This is a genomic window from Curtobacterium sp. L3-7, assembly GCF_048756585.1.
GTDB lineage: Bacteria > Actinomycetota > Actinomycetes > Actinomycetales > Microbacteriaceae > Curtobacterium.
In genome coordinates, this window is record NZ_CP151474.1 from 3745513 (window position 1) to 3760873 (window position 15361).

17 protein-coding genes are annotated in these 15361 nt (G+C 70.2%); 6 read left to right on the forward strand and 11 right to left on the reverse strand.

What is annotated here, in order from left to right:
• Window positions 1-106: 106 nt before the first annotated feature.
• Window positions 107-1024 carry a LysM peptidoglycan-binding domain-containing protein gene (locus AAEP80_RS17915; RefSeq protein WP_420365374.1) on the forward strand — a complete coding sequence of 306 codons (918 nt, stop codon included), beginning with the start codon at window positions 107-109 and terminating at the stop codon, window positions 1022-1024.
• Between the two features lie 273 nt (window positions 1025-1297).
• Here the strand turns inward: AAEP80_RS17915 and pgi are convergent, their stop codons facing one another.
• The gene (gene pgi, locus AAEP80_RS17920) at window positions 1298-3016 is read right to left on the reverse strand and encodes a glucose-6-phosphate isomerase (protein ID WP_420365375.1); all 1719 of its coding nucleotides are present in this window, start codon (window positions 3014-3016) and stop codon (window positions 1298-1300) included.
• A gap of 159 nt (window positions 3017-3175) precedes the next feature.
• Entirely contained in the window at window positions 3176-4168 is a 993-nt protein-coding gene (locus AAEP80_RS17925; RefSeq protein ID WP_420365376.1) for a nitronate monooxygenase, read from the reverse strand.
• Between the two features lie 103 nt (window positions 4169-4271).
• Here AAEP80_RS17925 and AAEP80_RS17930 point away from each other — a divergent pair, with 103 nt between their 5' ends.
• Together AAEP80_RS17930 and AAEP80_RS17935 are read left to right on the forward strand one after the other, a co-directional pair.
• Window positions 4272-4811: an RNA polymerase sigma factor gene (locus AAEP80_RS17930; RefSeq protein ID WP_413601129.1), complete on the forward strand. Its 540-nt coding sequence runs from the start codon at window positions 4272-4274 to the stop codon at window positions 4809-4811.
• Complete coding sequence (locus AAEP80_RS17935) at window positions 4801-5613, forward strand: hypothetical protein (RefSeq protein WP_420365377.1); 813 nt, start codon at window positions 4801-4803, stop codon at window positions 5611-5613. Before AAEP80_RS17930 ends, AAEP80_RS17935 begins: the two co-directional genes overlap by 11 nt.
• Before the next feature lie 53 nt (window positions 5614-5666).
• Here AAEP80_RS17935 and rimK read toward each other — a convergent pair whose 3' ends face one another.
• A complete protein-coding gene (gene rimK / locus AAEP80_RS17940) occupies window positions 5667-6857 on the reverse strand; it encodes a 30S ribosomal protein S6--L-glutamate ligase (protein WP_281265616.1) in 1191 nt (396 codons plus the stop codon).
• A 95-nt stretch (window positions 6858-6952) separates the two neighbouring features.
• On the opposite strand from rimK, the gene AAEP80_RS17945 reads away from it, so the two are divergent.
• The 3 genes from AAEP80_RS17945 (at window position 6953) to AAEP80_RS17955 (ending at window position 8792) form a co-directional block, all read left to right on the forward strand.
• Entirely contained in the window at window positions 6953-7435 is a 483-nt protein-coding gene (locus tag AAEP80_RS17945; RefSeq protein WP_420365378.1) for an ATP-dependent zinc protease, read from the forward strand.
• Window positions 7436-7522: 87 nt separating this feature from the next.
• Window positions 7523-8062, forward strand: coding sequence for an RNA polymerase sigma factor (locus tag AAEP80_RS17950; RefSeq protein ID WP_420365379.1), 540 nt, complete (start codon window positions 7523-7525; stop codon window positions 8060-8062).
• Entirely contained in the window at window positions 8052-8792 is a 741-nt protein-coding gene (locus AAEP80_RS17955; RefSeq protein ID WP_420365380.1) for a hypothetical protein, read from the forward strand. The genes AAEP80_RS17950 and AAEP80_RS17955 overlap by 11 nt, the downstream gene beginning before the upstream one ends.
• A 225-nt stretch (window positions 8793-9017) precedes the next feature.
• Here AAEP80_RS17955 and AAEP80_RS17960 read toward each other — a convergent pair whose 3' ends face one another.
• The 8 genes from AAEP80_RS17960 to AAEP80_RS17995 form a co-directional block, all read right to left on the reverse strand.
• Window positions 9018-9779, reverse strand: a complete 762-nt coding sequence (locus AAEP80_RS17960) for an ABC transporter permease (protein WP_420365381.1) — start codon at window positions 9777-9779, stop codon at window positions 9018-9020.
• On the reverse strand, window positions 9776-10561 hold the full coding sequence (locus tag AAEP80_RS17965) for an ABC transporter ATP-binding protein (protein WP_420365382.1): 786 nt from the start codon (window positions 10559-10561) through the stop codon (window positions 9776-9778). Before AAEP80_RS17965 ends, AAEP80_RS17960 begins: the two co-directional genes overlap by 4 nt.
• Window positions 10558-10914: a DUF1048 domain-containing protein gene (locus AAEP80_RS17970; protein WP_420365383.1), complete on the reverse strand. Its 357-nt coding sequence runs from the start codon at window positions 10912-10914 to the stop codon at window positions 10558-10560. Before AAEP80_RS17970 ends, AAEP80_RS17965 begins: the two co-directional genes overlap by 4 nt.
• 1 nt (window position 10915) lies before the next feature.
• Entirely contained in the window at window positions 10916-11254 is a 339-nt protein-coding gene (locus AAEP80_RS17975) for a PadR family transcriptional regulator (RefSeq protein ID WP_413601121.1), read from the reverse strand.
• Window positions 11255-11517: 263 nt separating this feature from the next.
• On the reverse strand, window positions 11518-11853 hold the full coding sequence (locus AAEP80_RS17980) for a hypothetical protein (protein ID WP_420365384.1): 336 nt from the start codon (window positions 11851-11853) through the stop codon (window positions 11518-11520).
• Between the two features lie 93 nt (window positions 11854-11946).
• A complete protein-coding gene (locus AAEP80_RS17985; RefSeq protein WP_420365385.1) occupies window positions 11947-12465 on the reverse strand; it encodes a HutD family protein in 519 nt (172 codons plus the stop codon).
• Window positions 12462-13805: an MFS transporter gene (locus tag AAEP80_RS17990; protein WP_420365386.1), complete on the reverse strand. Its 1344-nt coding sequence runs from the start codon at window positions 13803-13805 to the stop codon at window positions 12462-12464. The genes AAEP80_RS17985 and AAEP80_RS17990 overlap by 4 nt, the downstream gene beginning before the upstream one ends.
• Window positions 13802-15337 carry an HAL/PAL/TAL family ammonia-lyase gene (locus AAEP80_RS17995; RefSeq protein ID WP_420365387.1) on the reverse strand — a complete coding sequence of 512 codons (1536 nt, stop codon included), beginning with the start codon at window positions 15335-15337 and terminating at the stop codon, window positions 13802-13804. Before AAEP80_RS17995 ends, AAEP80_RS17990 begins: the two co-directional genes overlap by 4 nt.
• Window positions 15338-15361 lie beyond the last annotated feature (24 nt).

Consider the following 15361-nt stretch of genomic DNA (forward strand, 5'->3'; position numbering starts at 1 on the left):
CTGAGCGGTGGGGGACGCCGTCCACGTGGGTCGTTCGACACAGGCTTTGGAGACGGACCTGTGCCGCGACGATCCGTCGGATACGATCCCTCGGCGAGGGGGAACCGTGCACGCCAGGAAGAACGCGATCGCCGTGATCGGTGTGGTCGTCGTCGTCGCCGCGAGCCTCGGCGGGTGCTCACTGCTACGGGGTGGCGGTGGGGATCTGCCTGCCCCCACCCGATCGATCTCCGCGTCACCGACGCCGACCCCGTCGACGTCGGCCGATGCGGGCGGCTCGGCCGCGGACCTGCTGCGCGAGTCGTCGTCGCCACGCCCGCCGACGCCGGAACCGTCGCAGGCGTCAGCACCCGCGCCGACGATCTCGACCATCCAGGCGGGCACGGTCGTCACCGAGGGCGACGTCGCCTCACCGAAGGGCAGCGTCCACTTCCACTACCGGGTGGTCGCGGGTGCCGATGGCCACTTCGTCGTGCAGTACTCCGGGTTCACGTCCACGCTCCCGGTCCCGGTGAGTGCGACGTTCCTCGAGGACCCTCCCGCCGTCGGCGACGGGCTGACCTACCACGGCATCGGCGACGACCAGCTCGGCGGTGCCACGACCACGCCGTCGGCCGCTGTCTCGGTGCCGATCGACGACGCTGGCTCCGACCCGTCGTGGCTCGGTTCCCTGGTGACGTACTCGTCGGCGACCGCGGATCCGGCGCTGCCGGTCGAGATCGGCCCGGACAAGGTGCTCGCGGTGACGAAGGTCGCGTGGTCGGTGCCCGCCAGGACGACGAACGTGCACCCGGCGGACGGCGGCGCGACGGCGAACGCGAGCGGGACGGTGTCCGCGACGACGGCGTCCGGCGCACCGGCGTCCTACGTGATCGCGCCGGGCGACCTGATCGGGGACGTCGCCGCCCGGTTCGGGATCACCGTCGAGGCGCTCATCTGGCTCAACGACGGCATGCAGGTGTACGGCCAGCAGCAGTACCTCTACGAGGGCACGACCCTCAACCTCGACCCGCTCCGACGCTGACGCTGACGCTGACGCCCGCCGCCCGGCGACTGGTCGCGACACCCCGCTCACGATCGTCGAGCGGTCGCATCCCGTCGGTCACGCGCCGCGCCCTCGACGGAATGCGACCACTCGACGTGAGGCACACGGGGTGTCGTGACCGTTCGCGGCGCGTCGGACCCCGGACACGACGACACGACGACACCCCGGACACGACGACACCCGGACACGACGACACCCCGGACACGACGACACCCCGCCGCCCGAGGGCGACGGGGTGTCTCCGCCTGGGTGCTACTTGCGCAGCTCGAGGTACTTCGCGATGAGGGCCTTCGTCGAGGAGTCCTGCGACGCCAGCGCGTCGGCGTCACCGTCGACCGCGGGAGCGATCTGCAGTGCGAGCTGCTTGCCGAGCTCGACGCCCCACTGGTCGAACGAGTCGATGCCCCAGATGGTGCCCTCGGTGAAGACGATGTGCTCGTACAGCGCGATGAGCTGCCCGACGACGCTCGGCGTGAGCGCCGGCGCGAGGATCGACGTCGACGGCTTGTTGCCCGTGAACGTGCGCGCCGCGACGATCGCTTCGTCGGTGGTGCCCTCTGCCCGGACCTCGTCCGCGGTCTTGCCGAACGCCAGCGCCTTGGTCTGCGCGAAGAAGTTCGCGAGGAACAGGTTGTGGACGTCCTGACCGGGCTCCACGGCCTTGCCGTCGCCGGTCTCGTCCTTGAGCGGACGGGCCGGGTTCGCCACCGCGATGAAGTCGGCGGGGATCAGGCGGGTGCCCTGGTGGATGAGCTGGTAGAACGCGTGCTGGCCGTTCGTGCCGGGCTCGCCCCAGAAGACCTCGCCGGTGTCGGTCGTGACGGGCGAGCCGTCCCAGCGGACGCGCTTGCCGTTCGACTCCATGGTGAGCTGCTGCAGGTACGCGGCGAAGCGGTGCAGGTACTGCGTGTAGGGCAGGACCGCGTGGCTCTGGGCACCGAGGAAGTTCGAGTACCAGACGTTGAGCAGGCCCATCAGGACCGGCACGTTCTGCGCGAGCGGGGTGGTGCGCATGTGCTCGTCGATGGTGTGGAAGCCGGCGAGGAAGTCCTGCCAGTTCTCCTTGCCGATCGCGATGATCACGCTCGTGCCGATGGCCGAGTCGACCGAGTAGCGGCCGCCCACCCAGTCCCAGAAACCGAACGCGTTCTCGGGGTCGATGCCGAACGCTGCGACCTTGTCGAGCGCGGTCGACACGGCCACGAAGTGCTTGGCGACGGCGTCGTTCTTCGCGTCGTCGCCGGCGTCGGTGAGGCCGAGCTTCTCCCAGAGCCACTGCCGCGCCAGGCGGGCGTTCGTCAGGGTCTCGAGGGTGCCGAAGGTCTTCGACGCGACGATGAAGAGCGTGGTCTCGGGGTCGAGGTCAGCGGTCTTCTCGTAGATGTCGGCCGGGTCGATGTTCGAGACGAAGCGTGCCTCGATGCCGGCCTGCACGTAGGGCTTGAGCGCCTCATAGACCATGACGGGGCCGAGGTCCGACCCGCCGATGCCGATGTTCACGACGGTCTCGATGCGCTTGCCGGTGACGCCCTTCCAGGCGCCGGAGCGGACCTGCTCCGCGAAGGCGTAGACCTTGTCGAGCGTGGCGTGCACGTCGGCGTCGACGTCCTGGCCGTCCACGACGAACGGCGCGGCCGGGGTGAGGTCGCCACCCTTCGGACGACGGAGCGCGGTGTGCAGCACGGCACGGTCCTCGGTCGGGTTGACGTGCTCGCCGGAGATCATCGCCTGGTAGCGCTCGGCGACCCCGGTGGCCTCGGCGACCTGGAGGAGCGCCGCGAGGATCTCCTCGGTCATCAGACCCTTGGACAGGTCGACGGTGAGGTCGCCCGCCTGGAACGTGTACTGCTCGGCCCGGCCCGGGTCGCTGTCGAACCACCCTCGCAGATCCGGCGAGAAGCCGTCGGCGATGCCGGCGAGCGTCTTCCAGCCTTCGGTCGTCGTGGGGTCGACGGGTGCGGATTCGGTCACGGATTCCTCCTGAGCGCATGAACTGGAACGGTCCGCAGACCTCCGCAACGCTGCGACGCGGGCCGCATCCGAGCGTAGTGCGCTCCGGGACGGCGCGTGCACCGCGCGGTCAGGCCTGTGGAGAACGACGGGAGGCCCGGGTCGGGTGACCGGCGCGGCTCACGTGAGCAGGGCCTCCAGGATGTCCGCGACCGGCCGGTCGGCCGCCGCCCGCCAGGACCGACCCGCCCACAGGTGGAGCGCATGCGGATCGCCCGCGGCGGCCGCCGCCGTCCGGATCGGCTTCGTGAGGTGGTGCAGTGCCGGGTACCCGAGCGGCGCGTCCTCGTGCTCGCGGACGAAGCGGTTCACGAGTGCCCGTGCCGGACGTCCGGTGAACGCCCTGGTCAGCGCGGTCCGGTCGAAGACCGGGTCGGCGAGGGCCTCGCGGTGCGTCCGGTTCGTGCCTGCCTCGTCGGCGCGGAGCACGAGGGTGCCGACCATCGCCGCACCTGCCCCGGCGAGTCGTACGGCCTCGACGTCGGCCGCTCCCCCGATGCCGCCCGCAGCGATGACGGGCGGGTCGACCGCTCGACGGACGGCACGGACCAGCTCCGGCAGCGGTTCCCACAGCGGCTCGGCGGCCGGGTCGAGCACGGCGGAGTGTCCGCCGGCTGCCTCGCCCTGCACGACCAGGACGTCGACACCCCGTTCCGCAGCGGCGAGTGCCTCGGCCCGGTTCGTCACGGACTGCATCGTGATGGTCTCGCGCTTCCGGAACTCCCACACCAGGTCGGCGTCCGGCAGCCCGAACGTGAACGACACGACCGGCACCGGATCGTCGAGGAGCAGCGCCACCTTGTCCGCCCAGGCGTCGTCGTCCTCGCGCTTGTCCGACAGGCCCTCGACCCCGAGGGCATCGCGGTACCGGTCGTACGCCGCGTCGGTGATCCGCACCGGGTTCGGCGCGAAGAGGTTCACGCCGAAGTGCTCGGTGGCGTCCCGGACCTCGGCGATCTGCGCGGCGAGGTCGTCGACGGTGCGGTACCCGGCGGCGAGCTGCGCGAAGTGACCGGCACGGGCGGCGGCGACCACCAGCGCCGGGGTCGTCGGACCGCCCGCCATCGGGGCGACGTGCACGGGGGTGCGGAGCGGGGCGGGGAGGTCGGTCACCCCTCGATCCTGCACCGGCGGTGACACGAACGACACGCCGGAGTCGTGCGGCCGCTGTCAGGTTCGCGGATTGCTCGACACTTCTGGGGTGAGAGGGGGCACCGTGGACCAACCCACCGACGCCGACGCCGCACTCGCGCGGCGCATGGCACTCGGCGACACCGCCGCACTGGCCGACGCGTTCGACCGCTTCGCACCGACACTGACCCGCTACGCATGGGCCCTGGCGGGAAGCAAACAGGACGTCGAAGAACTCGTCCAGGACACGATGCTCACGCTCTGGCAGAAAGCCGCATCGATCGACCTGCCCACCGGCACACTCCTGCCCTGGCTGCTCGTCGTCTGCCGCAACCACGCCAAGAACCAGGCCCGCCGCATCGCGAAGAACGCCGGCGACGAACTCCCGCCGGAACTCGCAGCACCCGCCGACGCCGACGACGCCCGCGAACGCCTCCGCTGGGTCCGCGACGAGATCGCCGCGCTCCCCGAGATCGACCGGAAGATCTGCGAACTCTGCCTCCTCCAGGGGCACACCTACTCCGAAGCCGCCACGATGCTCGGCCTGAGCGTCGGCGCGGTCACCCAACGCGTCTCACGCTCACGCGCACGACTCAGGAAGGCGGTGACGCACGATGAACACTGAACCTCCCCAGGGAGACGACCTCCAGCAGATGCTCGTCACGATGAAGCACAACGTGCTCGCCCGCGCCGAACTCGACCGACCAGCACCCGGACGCCGCGGACACCGCGCCGGCATCGTGATCGGCATCATCGCCGTCCTCGGCATCGGCGTCGGCAGTGGCGCCGTCGCACTCGGCATGGTCCCCCAACCCTTCACCGCAGCACCAGCACCCAGCCCGACCGTCACCGAACCGACCCAGACCCCGACGAAGTCCTCCGCACCCGTCGTCAACGAACCCACCACCACACCCACACCGACACCGACCCGCAAGCCCTTCGCGCTCGACGATCCATCCACCTGGACGATCAGCGGCAACGAAGTGGGGCCGGTCGCCGTCGGCGGCGACGACGATGCGGAGAGCGACGACCTGAAGTCGGCGTACCGATTGCTCCCCTCGCCCGAGAGCAGCTGCACGCTGCCGGGGACCTGGGCGAGGGACGGCAGCGCCACGATCCACGTCGCTTCAGAAGACGGTCGGGTGGTCGGTGTCGAGGTCCAGCCGCCGGGAGACACCACGCCGGACTCTCTGGTACCCGGTCCGACCACCGCAGCGGGGATCGGAGTGGGGTCGACGTTCGAGGACCTTCGTGCCGCGTATCCGGACCTCGTGCAGTCGTCGGACCTGACGGGGCCCTGGTCGATGTGGGAGACCGACGTCGCCGATGGGACCCTCCGGTTCCAGATCGGCAACGACGGCGACCACGTCAACTCGGTGTGGGTCAGCGCGAACTGGAATCGTCCGACCGCGAAGTGCGACATCTGACCTGATCCGGGCGGGAAGCGTTCATGGGGGGGCGCTTCCCGCCCGGCTCAGGGTCACTGCTCGGGCAGGGGCTCCTTCGGGAGCTTCCGGAGCTTGGCGCGACGCTTCCGGCGCTCGGGGATCATCGACCGCATCTCCTCGAGCTTGCCGAAGCAGAGCAACCGGTCGCCCGGCTCGAGTGCGACGCCGCTGCGCGGGTTCGGGATGACGTTCGACCCACGGTGCAGGGTGAGGACCGTGATGTCGCGGTCCCAGAGCCCGGAGTCCTTGATGGTCTTGCCCACCAGGTCGGCATTGGTGTGCACGAGGAGTTCGGCAACGCCGTAGCCGGTCGACACCGACAGCCGCTGCCGGACGTCGATCTCGGGGAAGGCGACCTGGTTGGCGATGAAGTCGATGATCGCGCCGGCGATGTCCAGCCCGGTCGCCCGCTCGATGCCCTCGAGCCCCGGAGACGAGTTGACCTCCATCACGAGGGGCCCGTCGTTGCCCTCGAGCATGTCGACGCCGGCGACGCGGAGTCCCATGATCTGCGCCGAGCGGACCGCCGCCTCTTCGTACTCCGGGGTCAGCGTGACCTGCTCGACGGTGCCCCCACGGTGCACGTTCGACCGGAACTCGTCGCCGCTCGCACTCCGGCGCATCGCGGCCACGACCCGGTCGCCGACGACGAGCGCGCGGATGTCCTTGCCGCGGCTCTCCGAGATGAAGCTCTGGATGAGGACGTTCTGCTTCGTGGAGTGCAGCGTCTCGACGATCGACTCGGCGACCTTCGCCTCCGGCGCCAGGATGACGCCGATGCCCTGCGTGCCCTCGAGGAGCTTGATCACGACGGGCGCTCCACCGACGCGCTCGATCGCCCCGCGGACGTCGGCCCGACCGGCGACGAACGTGGTGGCCGGCATACCGATGTCGTGGCGGGACAGGATCTGGTTCGCGCGGAGCTTGTCGCGGGAGTTCGTGATGCCGTTCGCGGTGTTCGGCGTGTACACGTCCATCTGCTCGAACTGCCGGACGACCGCGGTGCCGTAGTAGGTGATCGAGTTCCCGATGCGGGGCAGGATCGCGTCGTAGTCCGAGAGCAGCTTGCCGCGGTACTGCAGGTCCGGGGCGTCCCCGGTCAGGTCGATCGCGAAGCGCAGGGTGTTGAGGACCTTCACCTCGTGCCCTCGGTCGAGCGCTGCCGCCCGGAGCCGCTGCGTCGAGTACGCCTGCGGGGCGCGCGAGAGGATGGCGAGTTTCATCGAGGAGGCTCCGCGGGTTCTGGGGTGGCGACGGCGACGCTCCATGCTGTCAGACGGAGCACACGCTCCGCGCGCCGTCCTGCCAGGATGGGGACATGGCCGACGACCCGAAGCCCGCCCGTCGCGGGCCGATCGTCTCCGGGTGGCGTGAGTGGGCGGCACTGCCGGACCTCGACATCCCGTGGATCAAGGTCAAGCTCGACACCGGCGCGCGGACCTCGGCCCTGCACGCGTTCGACCTCGAAGAGCTCCCGGGCGATCGGGTCCGCTTCTCGGTGCACCCGTGGCAGGACTCCGACGCCGACCCGCAGACCGTCGAGTGCGACGTCCACGACCGCCGCGTGATCCGCAGTTCCTCCGGACACACGCAGGAGCGCATCGTCGTGCGCATGGCGATCGAGCTCGCCGGTCGCTCCGTGGACGCCGAGGTCACGTTGAGCAACCGCGACCAGATGGGCTTCCGGATGCTCATCGGCAGGGAGGCACTACGACAGGGGTTCGTCGTCGATCCCGCTCGGTCGTTCCTCGCGGGCCGGGCTCCCAAGGAGATCCGCCGACGCAACCGCGGACGGATCTGACGCGTTCCCGACCCGGATGGTCACGGATCGGTCACGACGCGTCAGGTTCGCGGATTGCTCGACACTTCTGGGGTGAGAGGGGGCACCGTGGACCAACCCACCGACGCCGACGCCGCACTCGCGCGGCGCATGGCACTCGGCGACACCGCCGCACTGGCCGAGGCGTTCGACCGCTTCGCACCGACACTGACCCGCTACGCATGGGCCCTGGCGGGAAGCAAGCAGGACGTCGAAGAACTCGTCCAGGACACGATGCTCACGCTCTGGCAGAAAGCCGCATCGATCGACCTGCCCACCGGCACACTCCTGCCCTGGCTGCTCGTCGTCTGCCGCAACCACGCCAAGAACCAGGCCCGCCGCATCGCGAAGAACGCCGGCGACGAACTCCCGCCGGAACTCGCAGCACCCGCCGACGCCGACGACGCCCGCGAACGCCTCCGCTGGGTCCGCGACGAGATCGCCGCGCTCCCCGAAGTCGACCGGAAGATCTGCGAACTCTGCCTCCTCCAGGGGCACACCTACTCCGAAGCCGCCACGATGCTCGGCCTGAGCGTCGGCGCGGTCACCCAACGCGTCTCACGCTCACGCGCACGACTCAGGAAGGCGGTGACGCACGATGAACACTGAACCTCCCCAGGGAGACGACCTCCAGCAGATGCTCGTCACGATGAAGCACAACGTGCTCGCCCGCGCCGAACTCGACCGACCAGCACCCGGACGCCGCGGACACCGCGCCGGCATCGTGATCGGCATCATCGCCGTCCTCGGCATCGGCGTCGGCAGTGGCGCCGTCGCACTCGGCATGGTCCCCCAACCCTTCACCGCAGCACCAGCACCCAGCCCGACCGTCACCGAACCGACCCAGACCCCGACGAAGTCCTCCGCACCCGTCGTCAACGAACCCACCACCACACCCACACCGGCGCAGGCCGACGGCGTGATCCCGTCGGACTGCCGCGCGCTCGTCCCGGCGGACGACTACGACCGGTTCTTCGGGACGATCCCCCTCCAGGATCCGGCCGGCAGCGAGTGGGGGGACGACACGGGATTCCCCGCGCCGGACCTGTGGTGCATCTGGAAGGACCCCAGGGCCGACGTCACCGGTCTGGACATCAAGGTCGGCAAGTCGACCGCCGAGAACGTCCACGCCGACACCACCCTGCTCGAGCAGGACGGCTGGGTCTGCTCCACGCATGACGGCGGCAGGTTCTGCCAGCGGACGCAGCAGGCGGTCCCCTATCCCGTCGACACCACGACGACCTTCTTCATCAAGGGCACCACCTGGGTCGAGATCAACCAGACGAACGTGGCGACGAACGGCCTCCTGCAGGCCGTGCAGGAACAGGTCTGGGGATGACCCGCCTCGCGTGCACTGACCGGTCGTGGGGGGCGGCCAGTGCACGCGGGAGCGTTCGAGCATCGGGCACGCGGATGGGACGCGGCGCGATCGGATGCCGCGTACGAGACTGCCCGACTCGCCGACCGGCAGCGCGCGCCGACCGCGCCGCCCTCCGGTGGGGCTGACGGACGGGAGGCTCGGTGCCAGCTGGCACCGAGCCTCCGGTCCGGTGGGTGCCGGCGCTCAGCCGACCTTGCGTCGGTACTGCAGGGTCGCGACGACCGTCGCGACCACGAGGATCCCGACGAGCCAGGCGAGCGCCACCCAGATGTCGGATCCGACCGACTGCTCCGCGAAGAGGGCGCGGATCGTGTCGACGATCGACGTCACGGGCTGGTGCTCGGCGAACCATCGGACCGGCCCCGGCATGGTGTCCGTCGGGACGAACGCCGAGCTGATGAACGGCAGGAAGACCAGCGGGTAGCTGAAGGCGCTCGCGCCGTCGACCGTCTTGGCGGACAGGCCGGCGATCACCGCGACCCAGGTCAGCGCGAGCGTGAAGAGCAACAGGATCCCAGCGATCGCGAGCCATGCTCCGACACCCGCACCGGTGCGGAAGCCCATGGCGAACGCGACGCCGACGACCACGACGAGCGAGACCGTGTTCGCGACCATCGACGTCAGGACGTGCCCCCACAGCGCACTCGACCGGGCGATCGGCATCGACTGGAACCGCTCGACGATGCCCTTCTGCATGTCGAGGAACAGGCGGTAGGACGTGTACGCGATGCCCGATGCCACCGTGATCAGGAGGATCCCCGGCAGCAGGTAGTCGACGTAGGACCTCGTGCCGGCGTCGATCGCGCCGCCGAACACGTACGTGAACAACAGCAGGAACGCGATCGGCATCACCGCGGTCGTGATGATCGTGTCCGGGCTCCTGAGCACGTGCCGCAGCGACCGGCCGGTCAGTGCTGTGGTGTCGGCGATGACATGGGTGCTCATGCTGCGCTCCTGGTATTCGTCCCGGTCGTGATCGCCAGGAAGACCTCCTCGAGGGTGGGCTGCTTCTCGACGTACTCCACACGCGCCGGCGGCAGCAGTCGCCGCAGGTCGGCGAGGGTGCCGTCGGCGATGATCCGGCCCTCGTGCAGGACCGCGATGTGGTCGGCGAGCTGTTCGGCCTCGTCGAGGTACTGCGTCGTGAGGAGCACCGTCGTGCCGCCGGCGGCGAGCTCACGGACCGCCGCCCAGACCTCGATGCGGGCCTGGGGGTCGAGGCCGGTGGTCGGCTCGTCGAGGAACACGACCGCGGGTTCCCCGATCAGGCTCATCGCGATGTCGAGTCGACGCCGCATCCCGCCGGAGTACGTGCCCGCACGCCGTGGTCCGGCATCGACGAGGTCGAACCGGGCGAGCAGGCGGTCCGCGACCTCGCCGGGATCGGCGAGGTGCCGGAGCCGCGCCATCAGGACGAGGTTCTCGCGGCCGGACAGGACGCCGTCCACCGCGGTGAACTGCCCCGTGAGGCTGATCGCCTGGCGGACGTCCGACGCACGGGTCACGACGTCGTGCCCCTGCACGCTCGCGGTGCCGCCGTCCGGCTTGGCCAACGTGGCGAGGATCCGCACCACCGTCGTCTTGCCTGCGCCGTTCGACCCGAGCAGGGCGGTGATGCTGCCCCGCTGCACCTCGAGGTCGACGCCACGGAGGACGTGGAGGCTGCCGAAGGACTTCTCGAGGCCCCGGACGGCGATCGCCGCGACGGCGGTGTCCCGGGCGGTCACGACTCCGCCGCCTGTTCCTCGGTCGCCTGGGCGATGGCGTCCTGCAGCCGCCGCTGCTCCTTGCTGAGCCATGAACCGAGGCCGTAGTTGCGCTTGAACTCCTCGGCGAACTCGATCGGGTCGTCCCCGACGACGCTCGCGACGGGGGTACGGTCCGCGGCCGCGCGCTCGAAGAGGTCCGCGAGGTCGTCGAGCATCCGCATGAGGCGCTCTGCGTCGCTCGGGCCGGTGTGCATGAGGTAGCGCTCGATGCCCTCGACCGCGGTGCCGTAGCCGGCCGGGAGTGCCTTGACGCGGGCCTTGTACTCGCGCCACTCGCGCTTGTCGCCGATGAGCTTGGTGATGATGGACATGTCAGTTCCCCTGCGTGGTCTGTGTGCGGAGCTGTTCGAGTCGTTCTGCGAGGAAGCTCCAGGTCCTCCAGAACTCGGTGAGACGGTCCCGTCCCTGGTCGGTGATGGAGTACACCTTCCGCGGCGGGCCCTTCTCCGACGGCACCTTCTCGACGTCGACCAGGCCGCGCTGTTCGACGCGGACGAGGAGCGCGTAGACGGTGCCCTCGGCGATGTCGCTGAAGCCCTGGTCCCGCAACCACGCGGTGATGTCGGCTCCGTGCGACGGTGTGGATGCGACGACGGCGAGGACGATGCCCTCGAGGACGCCCTTGAGCATCTCGGTGTCCGGCTTGCCCATGACCCCTCCTGCTACTCAGTGATGATGACTACCGGTAGAAAGTATCACTGACTACCAGTACATAGCAACACCGAGTACTGATTGTTTCCCGACCGGTCCTGGGCTGCCGTCCCAGGTCGCGCCCCCGTGCGGACATCGCGCCCCGTCGCATGCAGGCGCGATGTCCGCAGCGGGGCGCGATCCCGGTCAGCGACCCGGGCGCGCATGGACGGGAGGCCCGGTGCCAGCTGGCACCGTGCCTCCTGTCCGTCAGGAGGTCGCGATCAGCGCGCGGTGCGGCGGAAGAGGGACCGCACGACCGCGCGGAGGCCACCGGACGGCTTCGCCGGACGGGCGACGCGCTGCGGTGCCTGGAAGGCGACGTCGTGCAGGTTGTTGCGCTTGGAGCCGTCCCAGTTGGCGAAGAGGTACGAGCCGCCGATCATCGACAGGCTGCGGACCCGTGCCCGGTGCCACTCGCCCGCGCGGACGACGTACCCGGAGTGCCCGGAGCGGATGTTGCGGATCACCGTGTCCACGTCGATGACGCTCGTCGTGGTGACGACGGCGGTGATGCCCGTTCGGTCGCGGGCGACGTACTCGATGATGTGTTCGGTCACAGAAGGGGCTTCGGGTCGGCGTGCAGGGATGGGAACCGCCGTTGCTTCCTGTGCCCAGGATACGTCCACGCACCGACAAGCGGTAGCGCCTGCTCAGGACGTCCGGGCCACCGCGACCCGGCCGGAGCCCGTCAGCGTTCCCGGACCGATGCACGTGTCCCCGAACGCGAGCGGTCGCCCGTCGCACCGGACGTCGCCGTCGAGCAGGACCACGGCGAGCGCGTCGGCGCCCGGCACGGACGACCCGGCGACGCGCTCGACGCGCAGGTCGGGTCTGCCCACCCCGCGGCGGACCATGAGGTTGAGATCGTGGGAGGACTCGGACACCCCGACTGCGGCGACCGCCGACTCCCCCGCGAAGGCGATGCCGTCGTACTGCCCGAGCACCGCGCGCACCTCGTCCACGTCGAGCTCGATCCCGTGCACGCCGAGCGCCAGGAGCACGCGGTCCACGCCTGGGAGCGGGGAGAACGGCGCCGACGAGCCCACCGTCGCGATGCTGAGCCGCACGTCGAAGTCCCCCGCCGACGGCGTTCGCCAGAGCTCCACGGTCTCCCCGAGCCCGTTCGCCCACCGGGTGGGCGGCGTCTCGTCGAACCGGACGAGCCTCACGCGACCCCCTCGTCGTCGAGCGACACGTGCGCGGTCTCCGGCGCGAGGAGGATGGACACGACCATGCCGACGACGAGCACGGCGGCCAGGGCGAGCAGCGTCGCGCTGATCCCCCACCCGGCGAGCGTGATGGGCAACAGGAACGTGCCGATCGCCGATCCGATGCGGCTCACCCCGTTGAGGAGGCCGACGCCGGCGGCGCGGACGTTCGTCGGGAAGAGCTCCGGCGGGTACACCTGGTCGAGGTTCGAGCTGCCCGACATCACGAACGTGAAGATCAGGAACGGCGGCAGCACCACCCAGACGGGTGCGTGACTGCCGAGTGCGACGGCGGCGAGCGCGACGGCCATGATGCCGAACGTCCAGATGACGAGCGGACGGCGGCCGATCTTGGCGACCGCCCAGAGTCCCGCGATCCCACCGAGCAGCAGGAACACGTTGAGCAGCAGGCCCGACGAGAACCCGTCGGCGTCCATCCCGAGGCTCAGCAGGATGACGGGCAGGAACGTGTAGATCGCGAAGTACGGGATCACCTGCGCGTTGTAGAACACCGTGCCGAAGACGGTCCGCCGCAGGTTCCGACCGGTGAAGAGGTCCCGGTAGCGACCGGGACGTGCGGTCGAGTGCGTCGCCGCCACCGTGTCGACGTCGAGCTGTCCCGGCAGGTACTCCGCGACGATCGCGCGGGCTTCCTCGATGCGGCCCTTCGTGATCAACCACCGCGGCGACTCCGGCGTGCCGACCCGCAGGATCAGCACGACGATGGCCGGGATCGCGCCGCTCGCGAGCAGGAAGCGCCAGCCGAGGTCGGACGGGATCGTGCTGATCCAGGTACCGATGAAGTAGGCCGCCGTGTACCCGACCGTCCACGCGACCGTGAGCGAGGCGAGGAGGCCGCCGCGGAAGCGAGCCGGCACGAACTCGGCGACGAGGGTCGGCCCGAGCGCGTAGTCCGCGCCGACGCCGAAGCCGATGAGCAGGCGAAGCACGAACAGCGACACGGGTTCGTGCACGAAGAACTGCGCTGCCGACGCGACGACGATGAGCACGAAGTCGAGCATGTAGATGAGCCGACGGCCGAACAGGTCGCCGAGCCACCCGCACGTGATGCTGCCGACGAAGATGCCGATGAGCACCGAGCTCGCGATGAGGCCCGACCACAGGGCGTCGACGTGCATGCCGGAGCCGATGAGGGTCAGTGCGATCCCGATGCTGCCGAGGGCGTAGCCGTCCGAGAAGTTCGCACCGAAGGTGAGCGCGGTGATGCGGAGGTGGAAGCGGCTGAGCTTCTCGGGACGGTCCTGGTGCACCGCGGGGGTGCCGGTCGAGGACGATGTCATGGTGCTCCGATGGTCGGTGTTCCCGTGATCTCGAGGAGCTCGTCCGAGCAGACCAGGGTGTAGAGGGTCTCGATGTCCTCGCCGAAGGCACGGTCGTGTCCGGCGAAGGGGACGTCACGGCGGACGCGGGTCCGGACGGCGGCGAGCGCCGGGGAGCTCGCGTCGATCGAGTCGAGCAGGTCGGTGGCCTGTGCGGCGGTGAGCAACTCGATCGCGAGCACGTACCGGAGCCGCTCCACGGTACGGGTCGCCTGCTGGGTGGCGAGGTACGCGTTGCTGATCGGGTCCTCCTGCCCGGCCGAGGTGGGGATCGAGTCGATCGTCGCCGGGGATGCCTCGCCGCGGATCTCCATCACGAGGGCGGCGGCGGTGTACTGCGGGATCATCAGGCCGTTGTCGAGCCCGGGGGTCCTGGCCAGGAACGGTGGCAGTTCGCTGACCGTGCTGTTCACCATGCGGTCGACCCGACGTTCGCTGTGGTGGGCGAGGACCGCCGCCGCGGCCTTGAGCGAGTCCATCGCGAGGCCGATCGACGTCGCGTCGAAGTTCCCGCCCATCACCGCGTCACCGTCACCACTGCCGTCGCCGAACAGCACCGGGTTGTCGCCGAGGGATCCGAGGGCCTCGTCGACGATCGTCGCGGCATCGCCGAAGGCTCGTGCGACGGACCCGTGCAGCTGGGGCATCGCGCGGATCAGGTACGGATCCTGCACGCGGTGGTCCCGGTGCCGCTCGGCGAGGGCACTGCCGTCGAGCAGCCGCGCGATGGTGCTGGCCGACCGCTGCTGCTCGGGGGCGCGGCGGAGCGCGTGCAGGCGCGGGTCGAGGGCCCTGGTCGTGCCGCGGAGCGCCTCGAACGACAGCGCGCCGATCACGTCAGCGTGCCGCAGTGCGCTCGTGGCGTCGTGCACGGCCAGGGCGGCGATGCCGGTGACGCTCATGATGCCGTTGAGGAGCGTCAGCCCCTCCTTGGCCTCGAGCCGGATGGGCGACAGCCCCGCGGCGTGCAGCGCGTCCGCCCCCGGGAGCACCACGCCGGCGACCCGGGCGCGCCCGCGACCGATCAGGACGAGGGCGATGTGCGCCTCGAGCGCGAGGTAGCCGAGGGAACCGGAACCGGGCACGACCGGCGTGACGCCGCGGTTCAGCAGCTCGCGGACGAGTTCGAGGGTCTGCAGGCGTGTGCCGGAGTACCCGCGACCGAGGTGTCCGAGCATCGTGACGAGGATCGCCCTGACCTGTTCGTCGGGGATCGGCGCGCCGACGGACACGGCGTGGGACACGATGATGTTCTCCTGGAGCCGCCGGGTGTCCTCGGGGGAGATCGTCTCGGTGTAGTTGTCGCCGAACCCGGTCGTGACGCCGTAGACCACGCGCCGGTCGGCGACGAACTTCGTCACGAGTGCCGCCGCGGCGTGGACCCGGGCTTCGTACGCGGCCGAGAACGAGACCGCGGCGCCGTGCCTGGCGACGGCGACGACCTGCTCGATCGACAGTTGCGCGTCGTCGAGGTGCACGTCGGTGGGCTGCATCGGACGTCGTTCCTTCCTGCTGGA

What these genes read in the sequence shown, in the direction of transcription:
- AAEP80_RS17935 (WP_420365377.1), top strand. Translation starts at nt 4,801, where the DNA reads ATGAACACTGAACCTCCCCAGGGAGACGACCTCCAGCAGATGCTCGTC.
- rimK (WP_281265616.1), bottom strand. Translation starts at nt 6,857, where the DNA reads ATGAAACTCGCCATCCTCTCGCGCGCCCCGCAGGCGTACTCGACGCAG.
- AAEP80_RS17945 (WP_420365378.1), top strand. Translation starts at nt 6,953, where the DNA reads ATGGCCGACGACCCGAAGCCCGCCCGTCGCGGGCCGATCGTCTCCGGG.
- AAEP80_RS17955 (WP_420365380.1), top strand. Translation starts at nt 8,052, where the DNA reads ATGAACACTGAACCTCCCCAGGGAGACGACCTCCAGCAGATGCTCGTC.
- AAEP80_RS17960 (WP_420365381.1), bottom strand. Translation starts at nt 9,779, where the DNA reads ATGAGCACCCATGTCATCGCCGACACCACAGCACTGACCGGCCGGTCG.
- AAEP80_RS17970 (WP_420365383.1), bottom strand. Translation starts at nt 10,914, where the DNA reads ATGTCCATCATCACCAAGCTCATCGGCGACAAGCGCGAGTGGCGCGAG.
- AAEP80_RS17975 (WP_413601121.1), bottom strand. Translation starts at nt 11,254, where the DNA reads ATGGGCAAGCCGGACACCGAGATGCTCAAGGGCGTCCTCGAGGGCATC.
- AAEP80_RS17990 (WP_420365386.1), bottom strand. Translation starts at nt 13,805, where the DNA reads ATGACATCGTCCTCGACCGGCACCCCCGCGGTGCACCAGGACCGTCCC.
- AAEP80_RS17995 (WP_420365387.1), bottom strand. Translation starts at nt 15,337, where the DNA reads ATGCAGCCCACCGACGTGCACCTCGACGACGCGCAACTGTCGATCGAG.